We start from the raw sequence: 23,255 nt of genomic DNA, 5'->3' as shown, positions 1-23,255 counted from the left end.
AGGACCTGTGCGAGCACGGGGTGGCCGGGGCGCACCCGGGTGTTCCACCCTATCAAAGGGGTGTTGCCGCTCCCGCTCGCATGTCCTGACAGCACCTGTACGTTCCCGGACGGTTTCCTGGGCGGAACCCGGATTGCCGGGCGGTCCTCCGGCGAGGCCGCCCTCCGCGACGGGCACCGCGGGCCTAGCATGACTGCCATGGACGCCACGCCCCCCGGCCCTCCCGCCCCCGTCCCCTCCCTCCCGGCGACGGCGTTCGTGCCGCGCCGCTCGCACGTGTGGGCCTGGAGCCTGTGGGACGCCGGATCCGCCGCCTTCAACGCCGTGATGACCACGTTCGTGTTCACCGTCTATCTCACGAGCGCCCCCTTCGGCGGGGAGGACCACGCCTCGGAGGTGCTGGGCTACGGGATCGGGGCCGCCGGCGTGGTGGTGGCCCTGCTGGCCCCCGTGGTGGGCCAGCGCAGCGACGGCGCGGGGCGGCGCAAGCTGTGGCTCGGGATCAACACGATGCTCACGGCGCTGCTCACGGCCCTGTGCTTCCTGGTCCTCCCCGACCAGCCGTACCTCTACCTCGGGGTGGGCCTGCTGGCGCTGGCCAACGTCTTCGACGAGTTCGCGGTGGTCAACTACAACGCGATGCTGCCGGGGATCGCGGGCCGCGAGCACATCGGGCGGGTGAGCGGCCAGGGCTGGGCCATGGGCTACTTCGGCGGGATCGTGGCCCTGACGATCGTGCTGTTCGGGTTCATCACCCCGGGCCTGCTCGGCATCCCCGAGGAGGACGCCCTCAACGTGCGGGCCGTGGCCCTGTTCTCGGGGCTGTGGATCGCGCTGTTCTCGATCCCCGTCCTGCTGGTGGTGCCCGAGATCCGCCCCACCCGCCGGGGACCGCGCCCGTCCGTGGCCCGCTCCTACCGCCAGCTGTGGCAGACCCTGCGGGAGCTGTACCGTGACGCCCCGCAGACGCTGTGGTTCCTGCTCTCCTCCGCCGTGTTCCGGGACGGGCTCAACGCGGTGTTCACCTTCGGCGGCGTCATCGCGGCCGGCACGTTCGGCTTCACCCTGAGCGAGGTCATCGTCTTCGCGATCGTCGGCAACGTGGCGGCCGGGGCGGGCGCCCTCGTGGGCGGGCGGCTCGACGACCGGGTGGGGCCCAAGCGCGTCATCGTGGCGTCGCTCGTCGGCATCCTGCTGGCCGGGACCCCGCTGCTGTTCCTCGAGGGCACGGCGGCGTTCTGGGTCTGCGGGCTGCTGCTGTGCCTGTTCGTGGGCCCCGCGCAGTCCGCCTCCCGCACGTTCCTCGGCCGGCTCACGCGGACCGGCGAGGAGGGCGCCCTGTTCGGCCTCTACGCCACCACGGGGCGGGCCGTGAGCTTCTTGGCGCCCACCCTGTTCGCGGTGTTCGTCTCCGTGCTCGGCGCGCAGCGCTGGGGGATCCTCGGGATCCTCCTGGTGGTCGGCGCCGGCCTGCTCCTGCTGCTGCGTGCGCGCGACCCGAAGACCGCGGCGTCCCCCCACCACGGCGCCGGCGGTTCGTGAGCCGACCGGTTCGTGGGCCCGCCGGTTCACGGGCCGCGGGGCGCCGGCACACCGCCGGGCGCGGCCGGGCCGTGCGGGGTCAGATGCGGGTGCGGGAGAACCCGAGGTGGCTGCGCGAGGCCGTGGGTCCGCGCTGCCCCTGGTACCGGTTGCCGTAGGCGCCGGAGCCGTACGGGTGCTCCGTGGGCGAGGACAGCCGGAAGAAGCACAGCTGGCCCACCTTGGAGCCCGGCCACAGCTTGATCGGCAGCGTGGCCATGTTGGACAGCTCGAGCGTGACGTGCCCCGAGAAGCCCGGGTCGATGAACCCCGCCGTGGAGTGGGTCAGCAGGCCCAGGCGCCCCAGCGAGGACTTCCCCTCGAGACGGGCGGCGATGTCGTCCGGGAGGGTCACCTTCTCGTAGGTGGAGCCGAGCACGAACTCCCCCGGGTGCAGCACGAAGGCCTCCTCGGGGTCGACCTCCACGAGCCGGGTGAGCTCCGGCTGCTCCACGGACGGGTCGATGTGCGCGTACTTGTGGTTGTCGAAGAGCCGGAACCAGCGGTCCAGCCGCACGTCGATGCTGGCGGGCTGGATCAGGGCGGGATCGTAGGGCTCGAGGACGACCCGGCCGCCGTCGAGCTCCCGGCGGATGTCGCGGTCAGAGATCAGCACGGTCCCCAAGGTATCGCACGGCCGGGCGCCGGACCGCGCTGCGCCGCCGCCCCGTGCCCACCCCCGTCCCGGCGGGTGGTGTAGAGTGTGTGCTGTCCTCGTCCGGTGCTCGCGCCGGACGGACCACGGATGCGCGGCTGTAGCTCAATGGTAGAGCGCACGCTTCCCAAGCCTGATACGCGGGTTCGATTCCCGTCAGCCGCTCTCGCACCGAACGCCCCGAGCCCACCCGGCCGGGGCGTTCGTCGTCTCCCGGGACCGCGCGGTAGGATGTCCCCGCGCCCCGTTCCCCGCATCCGCACCGGGGCGACCGCCCGGGCCCCGCGCCCGTCACCCGCACCCCGCTCACGAGGAGCACATCTCCCGTCATGCTGCGCACCATGTTCAAGGCCAAGATCCACCGTGCCGTCGTGACCCAGGCCGACCTCCACTACGTCGGCTCGGTCACCGTCGACCAGGACCTCCTCGACGCCGCCGACATCCTCCCCGGCGAGCTCGTCTCCATCGTGGACGTCACCAACGGCGCGCGGCTGGAGACCTACACGATCGCCGGCGAGCGCGGCTCCGGCGTCGTCGGGATCAACGGGGCCGCCGCCCACCTCGTGCACCCCGGGGACCTCGTCATCCTCATCAGCTACGCACAGATGGACGACGCCGAGGCGCGCGCCCACGTGCCGTCCGTGGTCCACGTGGACGCGGACAACCGGATCGTCGACCTCGGGTCGGACCCCGCCGAGGCCCTGCTCGACGGCGTCGCCCGCCCGCCCCACTCCCGGACGCTGAGCGCCGCCCGCGCCGACCTGCCCGCCGCGTGACCCGCCCCGGCCCGACCGCGGACGGGCCGGTGATGGGATAGAACTGTAGGGGCCCGCGGACGCGGACCCGCAGCAGCGCGAGGGAGGGTCCCGTGACCGGAGTGTTCTCGGGGTTCTTCATCGTCTGGGCCGTCATCCTGACCGGCTACGCCGTGGGCCGGCGGGGCGTGCTGGGCCCCCAGGGGCAGCTCGTGCTGAGCAAGTTCGCCTTCTACGTGGCCAGTCCGCCGCTGCTGTTCCTCACCATCTCCGAGGCGGACATCGCCCGGATCCTCTCCGCGCCGCTGCTGGTGGCCGCCGTGTCCGCCGTGGCCACGACCCTCGTCTACGCCGGGATCGCCCGGTGGGTGCTGCGCCGGGACGCGGCCACCACCGTGATGGGAGCCCAGGCCGCCTCCCAGGTGAACTCGGCCAACCTCGGCATCCCGATCGCCGTCTTCGTGCTCGGGGACGCGTCCCAGGTGGTCCCCGTCATCCTGTTCCAGCTGGCGCTCAACACCCCCGTCTACCTGACCGTCATGGACACCCTCACCGACGGCCGCCGCCCCAGCCTCGGCAGCGTCCTGGGCAACGTGGTCACCAACCCGATGATCGTGGGCTCCGGGCTGGGCATCCTCTTCGCCGTCACCGGGTGGCGGCTGCCGGAGGTGGTGCACGAGCCCGTGGAGCTGGTGGCGGGGGCCTCCATCCCGGCGATGCTGATGGCCTTCGGCATCTCCCTGGTGGGCGCCTCCCCGCTGCGGCGGGGTGCCGGGCCGCGCCGGGACGTGGTGCTGGCCAGCACGCTCAAGCTGCTGCTCCACCCGGCGCTGGCGTTCCTGTTCGCCCGGTTCGTGCTGGGCCTGGACGGCCACCTCCTCTACGCCGTGGTGGTGATGGCGGCGCTGCCGACCGCCCAGAACATCTACGTGGCGGCCGTGCGCTACGGCCGGGCGGAGCAGCTGTGCCGGGACACCGTGCTCGTCACCACGGTGGTCGCCATGCTGACCATGGCGGTCGTGGCCCTGCTGCTCTCCTGAGCCGCCCCGCCGCGCCCCAGAACCTCCCGGCGCGGGGCCGCACCCGGTGCCGTTCAAGGCGGGAACAGCCGGGCGCACCGGGACACGCCCGGACCCACGGCGGCACACCGATGCAAACCGTCAGGTTACTGGTATGTGAGGTAGCGCACTCATAGACTGAAGGCTCCGTGCAGGGGTGGTCGACCGGCAGCACCCGCCGCCGACCGTCCCGCCGACCGGGTCCCACAGGATCCCCTCGACGCCCCTCGCGGACCGCCACATCGCCGAAGGGGAGGAACGACCGTTGACCACCACCTCACACCCCCACAGAGCACCGGGCAGGCGGCGGCTCAGCGCCGCCGCGGCCCTCGGTGCCGTGGGTGCCCTGCTCATGACGGGGTGCGGTGACGCCGACGCCGGCGCCACCCCCACCCTGACCTGGTACATCAACCCCGACGCCGGCGGTCAGGCGGAGCTCGCGCAGCAGTGCTCCGAGGAGTCCGGAGGCCGGTACAACATCGAGACCTCGCTGCTCCCGCGCGACGCCGCGTCGCAGCGCGAGCAGCTCGCCCGGCGCCTGGCCGCCGGGGACAGCTCGATGGACATCATGAGCCTGGACCCGCCCTTCATCCCCGAACTGGCCGAGCCGGGCTTCCTGTCCCCCGTGCCGGGGGACGTGGAGGAGGCCACGACCCAGGACGTCCTGGCGGGGCCCCTCGAGGGCGCGAAGTGGAAGGACGAGCTGGTCTCGGTGCCGTTCTGGGCCAACACCCAGCTGCTGTGGTACCGGGAGTCCGTGGCGGAGGCCGCCGGTCTGAACATGGACGAGCCGGTGACCTGGGACCAGATCATGGACGCCGCGCGGGAGCAGGACAAGTACCTCGGGGTGCAGGGCACGTCGGCCGAGTCGATGACCGTGTGGGTGAACGCCCTCGTGGCGTCCGCGGGAGGCTCGATCGTGGAGAACCCGGAGGCCCCCTCCGACGAGATCTCGATCGGCCTGGACTCCGACGCCGGCCGGAAGGCGGCCGAGATCGTCGGGACCATCGGCCAGGACGGGCTCGGCGGCCCCGGCCTGCCGACCGCCGACGAGAACGCCTCGATGATCCAGTTCCAGTCCGACGACGGCTCCTTCATGGTCAACTGGCCCTTCATCTACGCGGCGACCGCCGCCGCCGTGGAGGGCGGGACGGTCGACCGGTCCGTGTACGAGGACATCGGCTGGGCCCTGTGGCCGCGGGTGGACCCGGACGAGCCCTCCGCTCCCCCGCTGGGCGGGATCAACATCGGCGTGGGCGCCACGTCCGAGCACCAGGAGCTGGCGTGGGAGGCGGTCGAGTGCATCGTCCAGCCCGAGAACCAGGCCTACTACTTCGTGAGCAACGGCAACCCGGCGGCGTCCGAGGCCGCCTACGAGGACCCGGAGGTCCGGGAGGCCTACCCGATGTACGCCACGATCCGCGAGTCCCTGGACAACGCGGCCCCGCGCCCGCAGACGCCGTTCTACAACGAGGTCTCCACCGCCATCCAGCAGGAGTGGACCCCGCCGGCGTCCGTCACCGAGGACACGCCCCGGCTCACCGCCGAGTTCATCGAGTCCGTCCTGAGAGGAGAGCGGCTGCTATGAGCACCGTCGTCAACCCCAACGCCCCCGGCACCGGGCCCCGGGAGGTCTCCCCGGCCCCCGTGACCGGCCGCCGCAGCGCGAAGCCGCTGATGTCCGACCGGGCCCGGTCGGAGCGCAAGCTCGGCTGGATGCTCGCCGGTCCGGCGTTCATCGTGATGCTGCTGGTCACGATGTACCCGATCCTGCAGGCGCTGTGGGACTCCTTCTTCTCGTTCCGGCTCACCGCCCCCGGGGAGAAGGAGTTCGTCTTCCTCGGCAACTACGCCACGGTCCTCACCGACGGGGTGTTCTGGCGGGACCTGTGGATCACGGTGCTCATCACGATCGTCACCGTGGTCGTGGAGCTCGTCCTCGGCTTCGCCCTGGCGCTCGTGATGAACAACGCGATCCGCAACACCAAGGGGCTGCTGCGCACCGCGATCCTGGTCCCCTACGGCATCATCACCGTGGTCTCCGCGTTCGCCTGGTTCTACGCGTTCGACATCACGACCGGCTACATCAACAACTGGTTCTCCTGGGTCCCGGGCATCGGCCCGGACTTCAACTGGTTCGCGTCCCAGTGGCCGGCCCTGTTCGTGATCATGGCCTCCGAGATCTGGAAGACCACGCCGTTCATCTCGCTCCTGCTGCTCGCCGGCCTGGCCCAGGTGCCGAGCGAGTACACCGAGGCGGCGCGGGTCGACGGCGCCACGTGGTGGCAGCGGATGTCCCGGGTGGTCCTGCCCAACATGAAGGCCGCGATCATGGTGGCCGTGGTGTTCCGCGCCCTGGACGCGTTCCGCATCTTCGACAACATCTTCATCATGACCCAGGGGCAGTACGGCACGGAGACCCTGTCCCTGCTCGCCTACCGCACCTCCATCGGCCGACTGGAGATCGGGCTCGGCTCGGCGATCTCCGTGATCCTGTTCGTCTGCGTGCTGCTGATCGCCTTCGTCGCCATCAAGGTGTTCAAGGTCGACCTCGCCGGCGCCGGGAAGGGAAGGTAACCCATGACCACCAAGCAGAAGGTCGGATGGGGCGTCGTCACGGTCCTGGTCCTCATTTACGCCCTGTTCCCCGTCGCCTCGATCCTCATGACGTCCTTCAAGACGCCCGCGGACCTGACCTCCGGGAAGTTCCTGCCCACGCAGTGGGTCGGGGAGAACTACTCCTCGATCTTCGTGGGGCAGGCGCGCGAACTGTTCGTGCCCTCCCTGATCAACTCGATCGGCATCTGTCTGATCGCCACGGCCGTGGCCGTGGTGCTCGCCACGCTCTGCGCCTACGCCATCGCCCGGCTGGACTTCCCGGGCAAGAAGATGATCCTGACGGTCGCCCTGGCGGTGTCCATGTTCCCCGTGGTCTCGATCGTGACCCCGCTGTTCAACCTGTGGCGCCAGATCGGGCTGTACGACACCTGGCCCGGCCTGATCATCCCCTACCTCTCGCTCACCCTGCCGATCTCCATCTGGACGCTGACCGCGTTCTTCCAGCAGATCCCGTGGGACCTCGAGCGGGCGGCCCAGGTGGACGGCGCCACCACGTGGCAGGCGTTCCGCAAGGTCATCGTGCCGCTGGCCCTGCCCGGCGTCTTCACCACGGCGATCATCGCGTTCTTCATCGCGTGGAACGACTTCGTCTACGGCATCGGCCTCACCTCCACCGAGGCGGCCCGGCCCGTCCCGGCGGCGCTCGCGTTCTTCACCGGCGCCTCGCAGTTCGAGGACCCGGCGGGCGCGATCTCCGCGGCGGCCATCGTCGTCACCATCCCGGTGGTGCTGCTGGTGCTGCTGTTCCAGCGCCAGATCGTCTCCGGCCTCACCCAGGGCGCGGTCAAGGGCTGAGCCCGCGCCACCTCCCGCATCTTCCGAACCGAACGAAGGACTGAGTCCCAGATGGCATCCATCACCCTCAACCACCTCGTCAAGAAGTACGGCGACGGCTTCCCGGCCGTCAACGACGTGTCGATCGACATCGCCGACGGCGAGTTCCTCATCCTCGTGGGGCCCTCCGGCTGCGGCAAGTCCACGCTGCTGCGGATGATCGTGGGCCTCGAGGACATCACCTCCGGGGACCTCCTGATCAACGGCCAGCGGGTCAACGAGAAGGAGCCCCGCGAGCGCAACCTGTCCATGGTGTTCCAGAACTACGCGCTCTACCCGCACCTGACCGTGTACGAGAACATCGCGTTCCCGCTGCGGCTGTCCAAGGGCAAGTTCTCCGACGAGGAGATCGACCGCAAGGTGCGCACGGCGTCCTCGACCCTGGACCTCGACGACCACCTCGAGCGCAAGCCGGCCAACCTCTCCGGCGGTCAGCGCCAGCGCGTGGCGATGGGCCGGGCGATCGTGCGGGACGCCGACGCGTTCCTGTTCGACGAGCCCCTGTCCAACCTGGACGCGAAGCTGCGCGGCCAGATGCGCACCGAGATCGCCCAGCTCCAGCGCCGGATGGGCATCACCTCGGTCTACGTGACCCACGACCAGACGGAGGCCATGACCCTCGGCGACCGCGTGGCGGTGCTCAAGAAGGGCATCCTGCAGCAGATCGCCTCGCCCCGTGAGCTCTACGAGCAGCCGGCGAACCTGTTCGTGGCGGGGTTCATCGGCTCCCCGTCGATGAACTTCCTCCCGGCGCACGTGAAGGGCAGCGTGTTCGACACCCCGCTGGGCGAGATCCCGGTCCCCGAGAAGGCCGCCGGGAAGCTGCCCGCGGACGGGTCGATCGTGCTGCTCGGCCTGCGCCCCGAGCACTTCAACGACGCCAAGTTCGTGGACGAGGCGATCGCCTCCCGCGGCACCGTCTTCGACACCGAGTTCACCCACACCGAGTGGATGGGCAACGAGCAGTACGGCTACATCAACTACCGGCAGGACGACTCGGTCAAGGCGAAGCTCGACGAGCTGGCGCAGGAGCTGGACGGGGACGAGATGCACCCGCAGATCGTCGTCTCCCTCGACGCCACCTCCCGCATCCGCGGGGGGACGAAGGGCAGGATCTGGGTCGACACCCGCCGGATGCACGTCTTCGACCCCGAGACCGGGGCGAACCTGACCCGGGACGAGGAGGCCGGCGCCGAGCTGACCCGCGAGGCCGTCGAGGAGCGCAAGGCCGAGATCGAGCGGGCCCGCCAGGAGCTGGCCGCCGCCGGCTGAGCACAGGGCGCTCCGCCCGGTGCCCGAGGAGCCCGCCGCCCGCTGCCGGGGCGGCGGGCTCCCGCGCGTCCGGGGCGCGCCAGGTGCACGGGAGCCCAGGGGCGCGGCAGGTGCCGGCGAGCCCGGGAACTCAGCCGGTGCCCGGCAGGCCGAGCGAGAACCACCCCACGAGGGCGAGGACGGCGAGCAGACCCGCGGAGGACGCGGCCGAGCGCAGCCGCGGGTGCCGGAGCCCCCAGGGCACGAGCCGGGGCCAGCGGGCCGCGGCCTCCCGTGCCGTCGCGCGCTCGAGATGGGTGCGGGGCGCCCCCAGCGCCACGGCGACGTCCTCGAGGGCGCGGGCGTCCCACACCGCGCCGTCGAGGCCCAGGACCCGGCGGCCCGAGCGGCCCGCCGCCCACAGGTGGGGACGGGCGGCCGAGCGCTGGGCGCCGGCCGCCCGGTGCAGGGCCCCGATCGTGACGACGTGCTCCACCTCCGCGAGCGGCGTCGCGGCGAAGCCCACGGTGCGGGAGCGCAGGACGTGGCTGTCCGTGCGGACGACCAGCACGGGACGCAGCCGGAGCCAGCACGCGGCGGCGGCGGCGAGCACGAGCACGAGCACCACCACCGCCACGCCGGGGGCCGGCCGCCGCGCCCAGAGGAACAGCACGAGCACCACGACCACCAGCAGCGGGCCCAGGCAGGAGAGCAGGCGGCGGCCGTAGGAGCCCAGCCGGGGACGCAGCACGGCGCGGACGGGTCCGTACTTCTCGGGGACCTGGCGGACGGAGTCGGCCATGGGGAGTCAGCTCCAGACGGGGGACGATCGGGCGGGGGAAGGGGTGCGGCACGTAGCGTACCCGTCCTGGGGCGGACCGCGCCCCGGACGGGCCCCGCCCGGCCCGGTGCACGCGCAGGCCGGGGGGCGATCGGCTAGCGTGATCGGATGGAGTCCAACGTCCGCGTGCTGAAAGCCCTCGGGGCCTGGCTGTTCCTCGTGCTGCTCGGGGTGGCGGCCGCCGCCGTCACCATCGCCCTGGTGAACAAGTACATGTACGGTCCGGAGACGGACGTGCGGGCCTACCTCGAGGACCTGCGGGACGGGGACGGCGGCGAGGCCCTGGGGCTGCTCAACGCCCGCGTCCCTGAGGCCAACGCGGCGATGCTGGACGGCGACCCGCTCGAGGCCGCGGCCGAGGACCTCGAGGACCTGGAGGTCTCCACCGTCTCGGAGGACGGCGAGCGGGCCGTGGTCCGCGCGGACTACACCCTCGACGGCCAGCCGCACAGCTCCGAGTTCGCCCTCCACCCCGTGGACACCCAGTGGGGCTTCTTCACGGTGTGGGCGTTCGACGAGACCCCCCTGCCCACGGTGACGGTCAGTCTGCCGGGGGCCACCTCGGTCGACGTGAACGGCATGTCCGTGGCCCTGCCGGAGTCCTCCGCGGAGTTCTCCGCCTTCTTCCCGGGCGTCTACACGGCCTCCTACACGTCCGAGCTCGTGGCGGCCGACCCGGTGCGCACCGTGCTGACCGACCCGGGCCAGCAGGCGGAGATCGTCCTGGAGGCCCGGCCGACCGAGGCCCTCGAGCAGGAGGTGGACCGGCAGCTGAAGGAGCACCTGGACGGCTGCGCCGGGCAGGGCAGCCTCTTCCCGTCCGGCTGCCCGTTCTCCTTCGAGTTCGACGGCCGGGTCTCGGGGGACGTGGAGTGGACGATCGAGTCCTATCCGGACCCGGAGATCGTCGTGGGGGCCGAGGGCGGCCGGGGCTGGGCCCTGGAGCCCGCGCAGGGCACCGCGCGGATCGCCTTCGACTCCCTCGACCTGTTCACCGGGGACGTCGAACGGCTCGAGCGCACCGTGCCGTTCGAGGTCGCCGCCGACCTCGACATCGACGGCTCGACGGTGCGGGTCGACCCGCGCGGCTGAGCCCGCTCAGTTGACGCCGCGCAGGTCCAGGACCAGCTCGCTCTCCCCGTCGGCGTCCAGCACGAAGGGGATGCCCCAGTCCTGCTGGTAGAGGTGGCAGGCCGCGTGGTCGGGGATCTCCCCTCCCGGCTCGCCGTCGCACGCCGCGGCGCGCGCGGTGATGTGCAGCACGCCCTCGGTGACGCCGTCCGCCAGCACGAGCTGCCGGCGCAGGCCCTGGGCCGTGCCGGCGCCCTCGGCCAGCGCCTCCTCGGGGGAGGACGAGATCCTCAGCTGCGTCGGGTCCCCCCACCGGTCGTCGAGCTTCTGCCCGGTCGGCGCCGCGAAGCGCACCTCGACCGCGAGCGCGCCCGGGGCGAGCCTGGTGCGGGCCCGCTGGGTCCGCGACGCCCCCTCGTCGACGCGCTGGGCGGCGGCGGGAATCGGCACGCGCACCAGGCGGTGGGCGTTGGCCTCGACGACGACGAGCAGCGGCTCCTCCCCCGAGACGTCCAGCAGCACGTCGGAGGGCTCGGCCAGGCCGCGGGCCAGCGTGGCCACCTGCCGGGTCCGGGGGTCGTAGTGGCGCACGGCGCCGTTGTAGGTGTCCGCCACGGCCACCGAGCCGTCGGGCAGCTGGGCCACGCCGAGGCAGTGCTGCAGGCGGGCCCCGCCGGCGTCGCCGTCGCGGAAGCCGAAGTCGAACAGCCCCTCGCCCACGGCGGTCTCGACCGCGACGGCCCCGTCGTCGTCGAACCGGAGCACGCGCAGGGCGGAGGTCTCCGAGTCGGCGATCCACACGTTGCCCTCGTGGTCCTCCGCGAGCCCCGAGGACTGCGCGAACCACGCCTCGGCGCCGGACCCGTCCTTGAGCCCCTCGTCCCCCGTGCCCGCGAGCACGGCGAGCCGGCCGGTCCGGGGGTCGAACGAGAACAGCTGGTGGGTGCCCGCCATGGCCACCACGAGCCGGTCGGCCCGCGCGGACCACACGACGTCCCACGGGGAGGACAGCGCGACCTCCAGCGGGTCGGCCTCGGGGTCGATGTGGTTCGGCTCCGCCCCCCGCGCGCGCTCCTCGTCGAGCAGCCGCTGCACCCCGCTGCCGGCCACCGTGCGCACCTGCCCCGTGGCGAGGTCCACGCCCCGGAGCCGGTGGTTGACGGAGTCCGCCACGACCACGTCGTAGCCGGCGGCCGCGCGCACCTCCTCGGGCAGCAGCGTGAGCCCCTGGGGCTCGGTGAAGCGCGCGGTCCCCGGGTCGCCGTCCGCGTGACCCTTGCCCGCGCCGATCACCCGCCGGACGGTCTCGAGGTCGTTGTCGAGCTGGACCAGGCGGTGGTGGCCCGTGTCGGAGACCAGGAACGAGCCGTCCGGCAGCGGCAGCACCTTGCCCGGGAAGCGGAGGTCCCCCTCGGGCGCCGGCCGGGGCACGTACGGCCCGTCGCCGCGGTGCAGGGTGCCCCGGGCCTCGTGCTCGGCCACGAGCTCCTCCACGAGGGTGACGAGGCCCTGCACGTGGCCCTCCCCCGAGAGGTGCGCCACGATGTAGCCCTCCGGGTCCACCACCACGAGCGTGGGCCACGCGCGGGCCGTGTAGGCGTCCCAGGTGGTCAGCTCGGGGTCGTCGAGCACGGGGTGGTGGACCTCGTAGCGGTCCACGGCGGCCGCGAGCGCGTCCGGGTCGGCCTCGTGCTCGAACTTCGGGGAGTGCACGCCCACCGTGACGAGGACGTCGGAGAAGCGCTCCTCGAGGGGGCGCAGCTCGTCGAGCACGTGCAGGCAGTTGATGCAGCAGAAGGACCAGAAGTCCAGGACCACGACCTTGCCGCGCAGCGCGGCGAGGTCGAGGTCCCTGCCGCCGGTGTTGAGCCAGGCACGGCCCTGCAGCTCGGAGGCGCGGACGCGGGAGGTGAGGCGCATGGAGGGGGATCCTTTCGGGGCGGAGCAGGACGGGGTGGACCAGGGCGGGACGGGCGGCGGGACGGGCGGGACGGTGCTCAGGGCCGGGCGGCGCGGTCGTCGCGCTCGGCGAGCCCGGCCATCATCTCGTTGTAGGCCTTGAGCTCGGCGTCGTCCGTGCGGTCGGCCTTGCGGTCCGCACGGCGGTTCTCCTTGGTGCCCTCGATCGCCCACATGATCGCGACGACGACGGCGACGACGACGGTGGGGAACTCGCCGATCCCCCACATGAGGGCCCCGCCGAGCTGCTGGTCCTCGATCGCGGTGCGGCCCCAGTCCCGGCCGGTGTTGCCGAACCAGGAGGCCTGCAGCAGGGTGTCGGAGCCCATGAGGGCGACCCCCACGAAGGCGTGGTAGACCATCGTGGCCAGCAGCAGGACCAGGCGCATCATGTGGCCGGGGCGGTACGGGACGGGGTCCGTGCCGATCAGCACCAGCATGAACAGGTACCCGGTGATCAGGAAGTGCACGACCATGAACACGTGGCCCACGTGGTAGTGCAGGGTGAAGTGGAACAGCGGGGTGAAGTAGAAGACCACGATGGAGCCGGCGAAGTTCACGGCCGCGAAGATCGGGTGCGTCACGACCCTGCCGAACCCCGAGTGCACGAGCCGCAGGATCCACTCGCGGGGCCCGCGGGTGCCGTCCGGGCGGGACTCCAGGGCCTTGAGCAGCAGGGTGACCGGCGCGCCCAGGACCAGGAAGATCGGCACGACCATGGTCAGTGCCATGTGCTCGACCATGTGCGCCGAGAACAGGACCCGGCCGTAGACGGCGAACCCGCCCGAGGTGATGAAGAACAGCACCCCGACCCCGGTGAGCCACGAGAGGGTGCGCAGCACGGACCAGGAGTCCCGGCGCCGGCGCACGCGCACGAACGCCCACAGGTAGACGGCCGCGAGGAACACGCAGACCGCGAGCCACAGCCAGTCGACGCGCCACGTGGTGAACCACGAGGCCGCGGTGGGCTCGGGCGGCAGCTCGTACCAGGTGAGGATCAGCGCCGGGGAGGCGTCCGGGGCGATCTCCTCGGGCACCGGCGGGGCGGTCCGGGACAGGGCCACGGCGACGCCCATGACGGCGCCCATCACCAGCAGCTCCCCGAGCACGAGCTGCCACACGGCGCGGCGGGCCGTGAGCCGGCCGGCCTCGAGCGCGGGCACCAGCCACCGGCGGTGCGCGAGGCCCGCCAGGCCCAGGCCCAGCGTGAGGACGAACTTGACCAGCACGAGCCACCCGTAGCCGCTGAGGAGCTGCTCCCAGGAGCCGATGCGCACGGCCGCGTTGACCGTCCCGGAGAGCAGGACGAGGAGGAAGGCGCCGAGGGCGACCGCGGAGAAGCGGCGCAGGACCACGGCCGCGATCGGCACCCGCCGCCGCGGGCCGGCGGACGGACGGCCCCGGGCGGCGCCCTCGGGGAGCGTGCCGGTGCCGGCGTCCGGGGCGCTCAGCTGCGGGGAGAGCCAGGCGAGCACCACGAGCCCTCCCGTCCACAGCCCCGCGCCCAGCAGGTGCAGGCCCAGGGAGTTGACGGCGCCCATGTGGTCGTTGCCGCCGGCGGAGTGCCCGTTGAGGGCCATGGCGACGAGGGCCGCGCAGGACAGGGCCAGGGTGAGCAGCAGCCCGAGCAGCGCCCGGATGCCGAAGACCAGGGTGGTCACGACGGCGGCCACCACGACGATCGCCGCCTGGGCCTGTCCGGTGGGGATGTCCGTGGTGTAGTGCAGCAGCTGCTGGGTGTAGGTCCCGTCCCCGCCCACGGGCACGCCCGCGACGTCGGAGTAGGACAGGACGAGCACGGCCACGGCGGCCACGGTCCAGACCACGGCCGCGGCCTCGGCGAGGCGCAGGGTGCGGCGGAACAGCGGGTGCTCGGGGGCCGCGGCGCGGTCCCGGGTGCCCCGGCGGCGCCCGTCGACGGTGGTCGGCACGACGCCCACCGCGAACAGCAGGGCCCCCATGACCACCACCAGCGCGCCGTTGTGCACGAGCTCCGCGGCGGGCAGCCCCCAGCGGACCAGCGCCCCGGGGTCGGCGGCGAGCCGGGCCGCGCCGGAGCCGGTCCACAGCATCGCCGCGATGAGCGCCGCGAGGGCCACGAGGGGCACGGCCGCGAGCCACCAGGGGTCGATCCCCCGGTCGCCCGGCCGGGCGGCGGTGCCGTGGTCGGCGCGCTCGGCCGTCCTCGAACTCATGGTCAGTCTCCTTCATCCGCCCCACGACGACGGGGCGGCCCGTCTCCATTGTCCCTCCCCGAGCGCACCGGCCCGTGCGCGTGTGCCGGATCCCACACGGGCGGTCCTCAGTCCTCGAAGAGCACGTCCCCCACGAACCCTCCCTCCGCGCAGCCCGGGGGCACGGCGAAGACCGCGGACCCGACCGGGGTGGTCCAGGCGTTGAGCATGTCGAGCTCGTCGAGCCGGCGCTGGATCGGGACGAACTGGCGGTCGACGTCCGCGCAGTGCGCCGCGAAGACCATCCCCGCGTCGCTGACCCCTCCGGTGGTCGCGCCCCGGCCCCGGGTGCCCCAGGCACCCGCCACGGGCAGGTCGTAGTTGTAGACCCGCCGGTGGATCCGCTCGAGGGGGTCCTCCGAGCGGGAGCGGCGCACGTGGGCGTAGTCCGCAATGACGGGAAAGCCCAGCGGCCCCCGCGCGGCGAGGTCCGGCTCGTCGTGCTCGGCACCGCCCGTCAGCGGGGCGCCGTCGCGCAGGCGCCGCCCGACGGCGTCCTCCCGCGCCGGCGTGTCCGCCTCGTCCCAGGTGTCCAGGTTCATGGCGATCCGGCGGACGACCAGGGCCGTGCCGTCCGGGACCCACGGCGCGAAGCCGTCCCGGCCGTGGACCACCCGCTCGTACTCCTCGCTGCCGCCCCGGGGGTTGACGGTGCCGTCCACCTGGCCGAAGAGGTTGCGCATGCTCTGCCCGTCCGGGACGGAGCCCACGGTGTGCCGGAAGCCGTCCTGCACCCAGCGCACGGCGGCGAAGGAGCGGGCGGCCTTGAGCAGCACCCGCTGGGCGTGCGAGACCGCGAGGCGGTCGTCGGCGCAGATCTGCAGCAGCAGGTCGCCGTCGCTCCACCGCTCCTCGAGCCGGTCGATCGAGAACGGGGGCAGGGGCCGCAGCCAGGCCGGCACCCGGTCCGGGGCGACCAGTCCGAGCAGCCGCCGCCCGAAGCCGAGGGTGACCGTGAGCCGCGCGGGGTGCTCGGCGAGCCACGGCTCCTGGTCGGCGACCGGCGCCCGCCCCTGGGTCAGGGCGGCGGCGTCCTCGGAGAGCACCCGCAGCAGGCGCCGCACCGCGTCCCGGGTGGTGTCCCGGTTCAGGTCCAGCGCCACGAAGGCGGCGAACGCCTGCGGCGCGGTCGCCACCCCGGCCTGCCGGGGGCCGTGGAAGGGCTCGACGGCCTGCCCGTGCCCCTGCGGTGCCGCCCGGGCGGTGTCCTGCGGGGCCGCGGCGGGGGCCCCGGCGCGGCGGGCCGACTCCAGGCCCAGGGCGGAGGCGGCGCCGACGCCGGCGGCGCCGCCCGCCACGAGCAGGCGCCGCCGGTCCAGGCCGCGGGCCTCACCCACGGCAGCCCGGCAGGTCCGCCGCCGGCGTGGCCCCGGAGGGCGACCCCGTCCCGCTCGCGTGGCCCCCGGCGTGCCCCTCGCCGTCGTCCGCGTGGTCGTCCTCGCCTGCGTCCTCGTCCTCGCCGTGGCCCGGGGCGTACTCCTCCTGGGCGCCCGCGTAGTCGCGGACGGCCGCCGTGACCGTCTGCTGGGTCCCGCCCTCGAAGCGCAGGACGAGCTCGAGGTCGTCCCCGGCACGGAGCCCGCAGCGCAGGTCCAGGAGCATGAGGTGGTCCGCCCCGGGCTCGAGGGCGTAGGACTCCCCCGGCGCGATGCCGACCGGGTCCTGCATCCGCTGCATGACCGTGCTGCCGGTCTCGGGGTCGAGCACGGTCTCGTGCAGCTCGACCGCCCCGGCGACGCCCTCGGCGGACGCGCCGGTGAGCACGACCGGGGCGTCGCCCTCGTTGACGAGGGTGCCGAACACCCCGGTCATCCCCCCGGCGGGGCCCGCCTTCGCCCAGGGCTGCTCCACGGTGAGCGGTTCGTGCGCGGCGGCGCCCCCGGCGTCGTGCGGGGAGAGAACGCCGGAGGCGGAGGTGGACGCGGCGGACGGTGCCGGCTCCTGGGCGGAGGACGCGCAGCCCGTGAGCGCGAGGGCGCCGAGGGCGAGGACGGTGCCGGTGCGCAGCAGCGCGGCGGGCAGGGAGGTGGGCAGGGAAGCGGGCAGGGAAGTGGGCAGGGAAGTGGGCAGGGAAGTGGGCATGGGTGCTCCTGGGAGTCGATGACGAGGATGCGCGGGGCGGGCACGCGCAGAAGGGTGCACGGCGGCAGCCCCCGGGGGCGCGGCGGCGCCCGGCGGGCTGCGGCCGGGAGGTGCGGACGGTGCGGAAGCGGGGCGGACCCCGGGAGCTCAGCCCTTGCGGCGCCGGCTCGAGACGAGGCTCACCACGCCGAGCACGGCGAGGGCCACGGCCCCGCCCGCGACCGCGACGAGCCAGAGCGGGACGTCCCCGGACGAGGCGCGGTCCGCGGCGTCCTGGGCGCTCGCGGCGGCGTCCTCGACCGCGGCGCTCGGGTCCGCCGAGGGCTCGCCGCCGGAGCCGACGTCGTAGCTGAACGTCCCCTCGATGGGGTGCCCGTCGCCGGAGACCACGCGCCAGACCACGCGGTAGGTCTCGTCCTCCGCGCCGGCCGCGGCCAGGGGCTGGACGACCGTGTTCCCCTCCGGCTCGAGCGGGCCCTCCGTCACGGAGCGTCCCTCGGAGTCGGTGACCAGGATCTGGTGGCCGATGTCCATGATCTCGCCGGAGAAGGTGAGCTCGAGCTCCTCCGGCGCGGTGGTCAGGACGGAGTCGGGCTCCGGCGTGACGGCGGTCAGCTCGTCGTGCGCGGCTGCGGGCAGCAGGGGCAGGAGGGTGAGGGCTCCCGCTGCCAGCAGGGCGGCGGTGCGGCGGGTGGTGGACGTGGGCATGGGGTCTCCTCGGAGGGCCGGGCGGCGGTGGGCGGGGCCGCCGGGCCGGGAGGGCCGGCGGCGGGCACGGGCCGTCGGACGTCCTGCCGAGGTCGGTGGCCCGGGCGGCGCCCCGCGGCCGTCCGGCTCAGCCGGCGGGCAGCGTGGCGGGTCCCGGGAGGAGGACCGGCAGCAGGGGTCGACGGCGGGCGCGCGGCGGCCCGCGGTGGGAGCGCACGGGACGCAGGAGCGTCTGGTCGGTCAGCACGTGCGGGCGCCCGGCCCGCACGGCACGCGGGCGGCCGACGACCACGGGGGCCGGCAGGACCTGCCGCCGGCGGCGCACGCGCAGCCGCAGCGCCTCCAGGAGGACCACGGCCGCGACCTCGCCGTGGCGCATGAGCACGTAGGAGGCCAGTGCGGCGAGCGCGTGGGCGACGAGCATGGCGGTCCCGCCGTGCTCGGCGTGGGACTGGACCTCCAGCACCAGGGCGGGGCCGGGCGCACCCCCCGTGGCGCCGTGCTGGGCGGCGTGGTGCAGGGAGGGGTGCGCGGCGTGGGCCATCGTGCCGGCGCCGCCGGAGGCCGCGAACAGGGCGTGCAGCACGGACTGGCTGAGCAGCACGCCCAGCAGCAGGGACGACCGCGAGAGCACCCGGCCGGCCAGGGCCATGCACAGCGGCCCGGACAGGGCCAGCGAGAGGAGCACGAGCACGACGGGCGGGGCCTGCCCGCCGGCGGCCGCGTGGGAGATCGCGGCGGCGGAGGTGGCGATGGCCGCTCCGGCCCAGCCGCGGGCGAGGCGCCGTGCACGTGGGCTCACGCCGCACCTCCCGTCTGGATCGCCGGCCGCTCGGCCCGGTGGTCCCATTATGCGCGCCGCCCCCGGCACCGGACCAATTGCGGTGCCGGGGGCCGCGCTGCCGGTCGTGTCCGCGGCGCGGGGCCCGGGCACGCCGAAGGGGCGGCCCCGGTGCGGGGCCGCCCCTTCGGACGAAGCCATGGGACGGGGTCCGGAACGGACCCGCGGGTGTCCTTACTTCTTGGACACGGCCGCCTTGAGCTTGGAACCAGCGGTCAGCTTGACGCCGTGGCCGGCCGGGATCTCGATGGTCTCGCCGGTCTGCGGGTTGCGACCGGTGCGGGCGGCACGGTCGGTGCGCTCGACGGCCAGCCAGCCCGGGATGGTGATCTTCTCACCGGCGGAGACGGACTCCTCGAAGACCTGGAACATCGCGTCCAGGACGCCGTTCACGGCGGCGTTGGTGGTGCCGGCCTTCTCGGCGACCTCTGCGACGAGTTCACTGCGGTTCTTAGCCATGTTCATGTCCTCCTGGACTTGGGGTCGTGGGGAAGCGCGGCACGGGGGACCGATCGCGCTCCTGCGTCAGAAATTACCAGCTGGACTTGGTGATGCCGGGCAGTTCGCCGCGGTGAGCCATGTCGCGGAACCGGACGCGGGAGATGCCGAACTTCTGGAGGGTGCCGCGGGGGCGGCCGTCGATCTGGTCCCGGTTGCGCAGCCGGACCGGGGAGGCGTCCCGGGGCAGCTTCTGCAGGCCCAGGCGGGCCTCCTCGCGGGCCTCGTCGGTGGCGTTCTCGTCGACGAGGGTCTTCTTGAGCTCGGCACGCTTCGCGGCGTAGCGCTCGACGACGACCTTGCGCTGCTCGTTCTTGGCGATCTTGGACTTCTTGGCCATGGATTCAGCGCTCCTCGCGGAAATCGACGTGCTTGCGGACGACCGGGTCGTACTTCTTGAGCACCATGCGGTCCGGGTCGTTGCGGCGGTTCTTGCGGGTCACGTAGGTGAAACCGGTGCCGGCGGTGGACTTCAGCTTGATGATGGGACGAACGTCCTTGTCCTTGGCCATGCTAGATCTTCTCCCCACGTGCGAGAATGTCGGTCACGACGGAATCGATGCCACGGGCGTCGATGACCTTGATGCCCTTGGCGCTGACGTTGAGCGTCACGCTGCGGCGCAGCGACGGCACCCAGTACCGCTTCTTCTGGATGTTCGGGTCGAACCGGCGCTTGGTACGGCGGTGCGAGTGCGAAATGCTGTGCCCAAAGCCCGGCTGAGCTCCGGTCACCTGGCAGTGCGCTGCCATAGTGTTCTCCTCCAATGTTGACGAAATGACGGCACGCAGTGGGTGCCGCAGTTGATCACTCAGCTGCGGCAACGGGCGTCCCGCCACCTTCAGAATTGCCACCGTTCGCCAACCGGGCCCTCTCGTAAGGCCTGCGGCCGGAACCGGCGAAGGCCTCGCCACGATGAAGACGGTGAAGATCAAGGTGCCGGAAGGTGGACTCCACCACACGACAGCCTTGAAGTCTAGGCCCGGACGGACTTCCCCGCAACCTGACGTCAGGTGTGACCAGCTTCGGGTCAGTCTACCGGCTCCCCGGACCCCCGCAAACCGGGGGACTCCCTGCTCAGCCGCACCGGGCGGGGGCCGACGGCTCCGCGGGGGCCGCGGGACCGGCGGGGAGCACCGGGCGCGGGAGCAGCGTCGTGTACCCGGGGTGGCGGGCGGCGACCGCGTCCCCGGAGGAGGTCCCGCGCAGCCGCCGCCCGACCCAGGGCAGCAGGTACTCGCGGGCCCAGAGGAGGTCCTCCTTCAGCACCCCCGGGCTCGCCGTGACCGGCAGCCGGTCGGTGGGCGGCAGCTCCAGGGCGTGCTCCACGCCCAGCAGCTCGAGCACCCGGGCGGCCACGCGGGTGTGCCCCGCGGTCGACATGTGCAGCCGGTCCACCGCCCAGTAGCGCCAGTCCTGCAGGGTGCGCATCCGCCAGTAGTCGAGGACCAGGCACCCGTGCCGGTCGGCGATCTCCCGGACGTGCTCGTTGTAGAGCGCCTGCCGGGGGCGGGTCCAGGACGTGGGGGCGTCCCGGCCGGGGTCGAAGGCCGTGAACAGCACCACCTGGGCGCCGGAGCCCCGCAGCCGGGCGACCGCCTGCTCGTAGACCCCCATGAGGGCGTCCACGTCCGCGCGGGGGCGCAGCAGGTCGTTGCCCCCGGCGTAGAGGCTCACCAGGGTCGGCTCCAGGGCCAGGCACGCCTCGAGCTGCTCCTCGACGATCCCGCGGAGCAGCCGCCCCCGGACCGCGAGGTTCGCGTAGCGGGTGTCCGGGTGGGCCGCGGTCAGCTGCTCGGCCACGAGGTCGGCCCAGCCGCGCACCCCGTTGGGGCGGGCGGGGTCGGGGTCGCCCACGCCCTCGGTCATGGAGTCGCCGAGGGCCACGTAGCGGATGGGCGGTGCGAGCGGCACGGTGGCCGGGCGGGGCGTCGTCGGCTCCGTCATGCGGTGCTTCCTCCGTTCGGGGCAGGGGGGTGCTGCGGGTGGGGCCGCGGGGGCGTGGTCAGGGCGCCGTGCGGTCGGTGTGCTCGGGCTGCCCCGGCTCCCCCACGGACCGGAGGCGGGAGCGGTTGCCGAGCGCCTCGTTGACGGCGCGCACCAGGGAGTTCGCCCGCGCGTTGTCCGGCAGCTGCTCGATCAGCACCGGGTTGCCCGCGGAGTCGGCCAGGGGCACGCGCCAGTTCGGGTACTCGTCCCCCGTGCCCGGCTGGTTCTGCATCCGGCGCTCGCCGACGGCGTCCACGAGGGAGACGTTGAACAGCAGCGCCGGGGACTGGGCGAGGTAGCGGTGCAGCGCCTCGACCAGGCCCTGCTCGTCCGTGGCGTCCCCGTCGGGGAGCAGCCCGTCCGCGGCGACGGCCGCGAAGAACGTGTCGAGCTGCCGGCGGGCCTCGGCCCGCTCCTCCTCCACGGGCCGGGCCAGCAGGCCCAGCTCCTGGCGCACGTCCACCTGCACGCCCTCCAGGAATCCCGCCGTGGGCGGGAAGTCGTGGGTGCTGACCGAGGCCATGCTCAGCTCCCGGTACTGCGCCGGGGGGAGCGGCTCGTCGCCGTCCACCTCGAACCACAGGATCGAGGTGCCCAGCACGCCGCGCTCCGCGAGGTACTCCCGCACCCACGGCTCGAGGGTGCCCAGGTCCTCCCCGACCACCACCGCCCCGGCGAGCTCCGCCTCGAGCGCGAGGATGCCGACCATCGCCTCGTGGTCGTAGTAGACGTAGGCGCCCTCCGAGGCCTCCTGGCCGTCCGGGATCCACCACAGCCGGAACAGGCCGAGGACGTGGTCCACCCGGATGCCGCCGGCGTGCCGGAAGATCGTGCGCAGCATGTCCCGCCAGGGCAGGTAGCCGGCCTCGGCCAGGCGCTCCGGGTGCCACGGGGGCTGGGACCAGTTCTGGCCCTTCTGGTTGTACATGTCCGCGGGCGCGCCCACGCTGACGCCCAGGGCCAGCACGTCCTGGAGCGTCCACGCGTCGGCGCCCTGCTTGTGCACGCCCACGGCGAGGTCGTGGATCACGCCGATGTCCATCCCGGCCAGGTGCGCCGCGCGCTGGGCGGCCTCGAGCTGCTCGTCCAGCAGCCACTGCATCCACACGTGGAAGTCGATCCGGTCGGACAGCCGGGTCCGCGCCTCCACCGCGTACGGGGCGTCGGGGCGCGCCGCGGCGTCGTCCCACTCGGGGGCGTCCTCGCCGAGCTCCTCCCGCAGCGCGCACCACAGGCCGAAGTCCTGCAGGCCCTGCCCGCCCTCGGCCACGAACCGGCGCAGCTGCTGCTGGCGGTGCGGGGAGCGGCGGACGGTGAACAGCAGCTCGAGGCTCTTCAGCTTGGCCGCGTACGCCCTGTCCCGGTCGATGGTGCTGGTGTCGAGGTTGTCCTTGCGCTGGATGGCGGCCAGCGTGTTGACCACCTCGAGGTCGCCCGGGCGCAGGTAGGCGTACTCGGGGACCTCGGCGATGCGCAGGTAGAGGGGGTTGAAGAAGCGGCGGCTGGTCGGCAGGTACGGCGAGGGCTCCACCGGCGGTGCGGGCTCGGCGGCGTGCAGCGGGTTGACCAGCAGGTAGTCCGCCCCCTGCTCGCCCGAGATCGCGGCGAGGCTCGCGAGGTCCGAGGCGTCGCCCACGCCCCACGAGCGCCCGGAGGTCACCGAGTAGATCTGCGCCATGTAGCCCCAGCGGTGCCGGCCGTGCAGCCGGTCGGTGCTGGCGAGGTGCCGCGGGGTCACGGCCAGCGGCGTCGTGACCGCGCGTCCGCCGTCGACCTCGGGGCACTCGGCGCGGACCTCGTACCAGCCCACGGCGAGGCCCTCGGGCACCTCGAAGGTGGCCTGGCCGGTGAGGACGCCGTCCACGTCCCGCGGGGAGCGCCAGTTGTCGACCTGGGGGGCGGTGGTCCGGGCGCCGCCCTCCGCCACGAGGGTCACGCGGACGGTGGAGCCGTGCGGGACGTGCACGGCGAAGCGGGTGCGCTCCCCCGCGACGGCGACGACCACGGGCGGCAGGACCCGCCGCCAGGGCGCCAGCTCCCGCTGGGCGAGGCACGCCTCGATCGCGGCGTCGTCCCCGGCGTCCGCGCCCAGCGCGTCGAGCACGGCGCGCAGCGTCGGCTCCGGGACCTCCCGCTCCTGTCCGTCGAACCCGGAGTAGGTCGTGGAGACCCGGTAGGCCTCGGCGAGCCGGCGCAGCGCGCCGTCGGTGGTGGTGGTGTGGGCCATGGACCCCACTCTAACCACCGGCGCGGCCGGAGCCGCAGGCTGCTGATGATCCGG

General features: G+C 73.5%; 22 protein-coding genes and 1 tRNA gene. 9 read left to right on the top strand and 14 right to left on the bottom strand.

Features of this window, described 5'->3' with window-relative positions; translation table 11 throughout:
• The first annotated feature begins 198 nt into the window (after positions 1–198).
• Positions 199–1,542 carry an MFS transporter gene (locus EQG70_RS04520; protein ID WP_109268222.1) on the top strand — a complete coding sequence of 448 codons (1,344 nt, stop codon included), beginning with the start codon at positions 199–201 and terminating at the stop codon, positions 1,540–1,542.
• Positions 1,543–1,621: 79 nt separating this feature from the next.
• On the opposite strand, the gene dcd is transcribed toward EQG70_RS04520, so the two are convergent.
• Positions 1,622–2,197, bottom strand: a complete 576-nt coding sequence (dcd, locus tag EQG70_RS04515) for a dCTP deaminase (protein ID WP_017832625.1) — start codon at positions 2,195–2,197, stop codon at positions 1,622–1,624.
• A 133-nt stretch (positions 2,198–2,330) separates the two neighbouring features.
• Here dcd and EQG70_RS04510 point away from each other — a divergent pair.
• The 7 genes from EQG70_RS04510 (at position 2,331) to EQG70_RS04480 (ending at position 8,774) form a co-directional block, all read left to right on the top strand.
• Positions 2,331–2,401, top strand: a tRNA-Gly gene (locus EQG70_RS04510).
• Between the two features lie 164 nt (positions 2,402–2,565).
• On the top strand, positions 2,566–3,012 hold the full coding sequence (gene panD, locus EQG70_RS04505; protein WP_017832626.1) for an aspartate 1-decarboxylase: 447 nt from the start codon (positions 2,566–2,568) through the stop codon (positions 3,010–3,012).
• 92 nt (positions 3,013–3,104) lie between these two features.
• A complete protein-coding gene (locus tag EQG70_RS04500) occupies positions 3,105–4,031 on the top strand; it encodes an AEC family transporter (RefSeq protein ID WP_109268223.1) in 927 nt (308 codons plus the stop codon).
• 283 nt (positions 4,032–4,314) lie between these two features.
• A complete protein-coding gene (locus tag EQG70_RS04495; protein ID WP_017832628.1) occupies positions 4,315–5,637 on the top strand; it encodes an extracellular solute-binding protein in 1,323 nt (440 codons plus the stop codon).
• Positions 5,634–6,626, top strand: a complete 993-nt coding sequence (locus tag EQG70_RS04490) for a carbohydrate ABC transporter permease (RefSeq protein WP_017832629.1) — start codon at positions 5,634–5,636, stop codon at positions 6,624–6,626. The genes EQG70_RS04495 and EQG70_RS04490 overlap by 4 nt, the downstream gene beginning before the upstream one ends.
• A gap of 3 nt (positions 6,627–6,629) precedes the next feature.
• Positions 6,630–7,463 (top strand): carbohydrate ABC transporter permease, encoded by an 834-nt coding sequence (locus EQG70_RS04485; RefSeq protein ID WP_017832630.1) that lies wholly within the window; start codon positions 6,630–6,632, stop codon positions 7,461–7,463.
• A gap of 51 nt (positions 7,464–7,514) precedes the next feature.
• Positions 7,515–8,774 carry an ABC transporter ATP-binding protein gene (locus EQG70_RS04480; RefSeq protein ID WP_017832631.1) on the top strand — a complete coding sequence of 420 codons (1,260 nt, stop codon included), beginning with the start codon at positions 7,515–7,517 and terminating at the stop codon, positions 8,772–8,774.
• Between the two features lie 130 nt (positions 8,775–8,904).
• Here the strand turns inward: EQG70_RS04480 and EQG70_RS04475 are convergent, their stop codons facing one another.
• Positions 8,905–9,555: a hypothetical protein gene (locus EQG70_RS04475; protein WP_109268224.1), complete on the bottom strand. Its 651-nt coding sequence runs from the start codon at positions 9,553–9,555 to the stop codon at positions 8,905–8,907.
• A 147-nt stretch (positions 9,556–9,702) separates the two neighbouring features.
• On the opposite strand from EQG70_RS04475, the gene EQG70_RS04470 reads away from it, so the two are divergent.
• On the top strand, positions 9,703–10,686 hold the full coding sequence (locus tag EQG70_RS04470) for a zinc ribbon domain-containing protein (protein ID WP_095650363.1): 984 nt from the start codon (positions 9,703–9,705) through the stop codon (positions 10,684–10,686).
• Between the two features lie 6 nt (positions 10,687–10,692).
• Here EQG70_RS04470 and EQG70_RS04465 read toward each other — a convergent pair whose 3' ends face one another.
• The 12 genes from EQG70_RS04465 to malQ form a co-directional block, all read right to left on the bottom strand.
• A complete protein-coding gene (locus tag EQG70_RS04465) occupies positions 10,693–12,585 on the bottom strand; it encodes an NHL domain-containing thioredoxin family protein (protein WP_095650362.1) in 1,893 nt (630 codons plus the stop codon).
• Between the two features lie 77 nt (positions 12,586–12,662).
• Positions 12,663–14,819, bottom strand: coding sequence for a bifunctional copper resistance protein CopD/cytochrome c oxidase assembly protein (locus EQG70_RS04460; protein WP_017832635.1), 2,157 nt, complete (start codon positions 14,817–14,819; stop codon positions 12,663–12,665).
• 107 nt (positions 14,820–14,926) lie between these two features.
• A complete protein-coding gene (locus EQG70_RS04455; protein WP_109268225.1) occupies positions 14,927–16,195 on the bottom strand; it encodes a Dyp-type peroxidase in 1,269 nt (422 codons plus the stop codon).
• Positions 16,188–16,940, bottom strand: coding sequence for a copper chaperone PCu(A)C (locus EQG70_RS04450; protein WP_109268226.1), 753 nt, complete (start codon positions 16,938–16,940; stop codon positions 16,188–16,190). The genes EQG70_RS04455 and EQG70_RS04450 overlap by 8 nt, the downstream gene beginning before the upstream one ends.
• 147 nt (positions 16,941–17,087) lie before the next feature.
• Entirely contained in the window at positions 17,088–17,648 is a 561-nt protein-coding gene (locus EQG70_RS04445) for a copper resistance CopC family protein (protein WP_109268227.1), read from the bottom strand.
• A 127-nt stretch (positions 17,649–17,775) separates the two neighbouring features.
• Positions 17,776–18,450 (bottom strand): hypothetical protein, encoded by a 675-nt coding sequence (locus tag EQG70_RS04440; protein ID WP_208746252.1) that lies wholly within the window; start codon positions 18,448–18,450, stop codon positions 17,776–17,778.
• A 213-nt stretch (positions 18,451–18,663) separates the two neighbouring features.
• On the bottom strand, positions 18,664–18,948 hold the full coding sequence (locus tag EQG70_RS04430) for an HU family DNA-binding protein (protein ID WP_031282576.1): 285 nt from the start codon (positions 18,946–18,948) through the stop codon (positions 18,664–18,666).
• Positions 18,949–19,021: 73 nt separating this feature from the next.
• Positions 19,022–19,327, bottom strand: a complete 306-nt coding sequence (gene rpsN, locus EQG70_RS04425) for a 30S ribosomal protein S14 (protein WP_017832641.1) — start codon at positions 19,325–19,327, stop codon at positions 19,022–19,024.
• 4 nt (positions 19,328–19,331) lie between these two features.
• Entirely contained in the window at positions 19,332–19,499 is a 168-nt protein-coding gene (gene rpmG, locus EQG70_RS04420) for a 50S ribosomal protein L33 (protein ID WP_017832642.1), read from the bottom strand.
• A gap of 1 nt (position 19,500) precedes the next feature.
• Entirely contained in the window at positions 19,501–19,737 is a 237-nt protein-coding gene (gene rpmB / locus EQG70_RS04415) for a 50S ribosomal protein L28 (RefSeq protein ID WP_017832643.1), read from the bottom strand.
• A 325-nt stretch (positions 19,738–20,062) separates the two neighbouring features.
• Positions 20,063–20,932: an SGNH/GDSL hydrolase family protein gene (locus EQG70_RS04410; RefSeq protein WP_109268228.1), complete on the bottom strand. Its 870-nt coding sequence runs from the start codon at positions 20,930–20,932 to the stop codon at positions 20,063–20,065.
• A gap of 58 nt (positions 20,933–20,990) precedes the next feature.
• Positions 20,991–23,201, bottom strand: a complete 2,211-nt coding sequence (gene malQ / locus EQG70_RS04405; RefSeq protein ID WP_017832645.1) for a 4-alpha-glucanotransferase — start codon at positions 23,199–23,201, stop codon at positions 20,991–20,993.
• Positions 23,202–23,255: the final 54 nt, after the last annotated feature.

This window comes from Kocuria rosea (assembly GCF_006094695.1).
In the GTDB taxonomy this organism is placed as follows: Bacteria; Actinomycetota; Actinomycetes; order Actinomycetales; family Micrococcaceae; genus Kocuria; species Kocuria rosea.
Note: the sequence above shows the minus strand (reverse complement) of the source record. Positions and strands in the feature narration are given on the sequence as shown.

Coding starts and splice junctions, on each gene's coding strand:
- rpsN (WP_017832641.1), bottom strand. CDS start 19,327: ATGGCCAAGAAGTCCAAGATCGCCAAGAACGAGCAGCGCAAGGTCGTC.
- EQG70_RS04470 (WP_095650363.1), top strand. CDS start 9,703: ATGGAGTCCAACGTCCGCGTGCTGAAAGCCCTCGGGGCCTGGCTGTTC.
- EQG70_RS04445 (WP_109268227.1), bottom strand. CDS start 17,648: ATGCCCACGTCCACCACCCGCCGCACCGCCGCCCTGCTGGCAGCGGGA.
- EQG70_RS04430 (WP_031282576.1), bottom strand. CDS start 18,948: ATGGCTAAGAACCGCAGTGAACTCGTCGCAGAGGTCGCCGAGAAGGCC.
- EQG70_RS04410 (WP_109268228.1), bottom strand. CDS start 20,932: ATGACGGAGCCGACGACGCCCCGCCCGGCCACCGTGCCGCTCGCACCG.
- EQG70_RS04490 (WP_017832629.1), top strand. CDS start 5,634: ATGAGCACCGTCGTCAACCCCAACGCCCCCGGCACCGGGCCCCGGGAG.
- EQG70_RS04475 (WP_109268224.1), bottom strand. CDS start 9,555: ATGGCCGACTCCGTCCGCCAGGTCCCCGAGAAGTACGGACCCGTCCGC.
- EQG70_RS04480 (WP_017832631.1), top strand. CDS start 7,515: ATGGCATCCATCACCCTCAACCACCTCGTCAAGAAGTACGGCGACGGC.
- rpmB (WP_017832643.1), bottom strand. CDS start 19,737: ATGGCAGCGCACTGCCAGGTGACCGGAGCTCAGCCGGGCTTTGGGCAC.
- malQ (WP_017832645.1), bottom strand. CDS start 23,201: ATGGCCCACACCACCACCACCGACGGCGCGCTGCGCCGGCTCGCCGAG.
- EQG70_RS04460 (WP_017832635.1), bottom strand. CDS start 14,819: ATGAGTTCGAGGACGGCCGAGCGCGCCGACCACGGCACCGCCGCCCGG.
- EQG70_RS04485 (WP_017832630.1), top strand. CDS start 6,630: ATGACCACCAAGCAGAAGGTCGGATGGGGCGTCGTCACGGTCCTGGTC.
- EQG70_RS04465 (WP_095650362.1), bottom strand. CDS start 12,585: ATGCGCCTCACCTCCCGCGTCCGCGCCTCCGAGCTGCAGGGCCGTGCC.
- EQG70_RS04450 (WP_109268226.1), bottom strand. CDS start 16,940: ATGCCCACTTCCCTGCCCACTTCCCTGCCCACTTCCCTGCCCGCTTCC.
- rpmG (WP_017832642.1), bottom strand. CDS start 19,499: ATGGCCAAGGACAAGGACGTTCGTCCCATCATCAAGCTGAAGTCCACC.
- panD (WP_017832626.1), top strand. CDS start 2,566: ATGCTGCGCACCATGTTCAAGGCCAAGATCCACCGTGCCGTCGTGACC.
- EQG70_RS04520 (WP_109268222.1), top strand. CDS start 199: ATGGACGCCACGCCCCCCGGCCCTCCCGCCCCCGTCCCCTCCCTCCCG.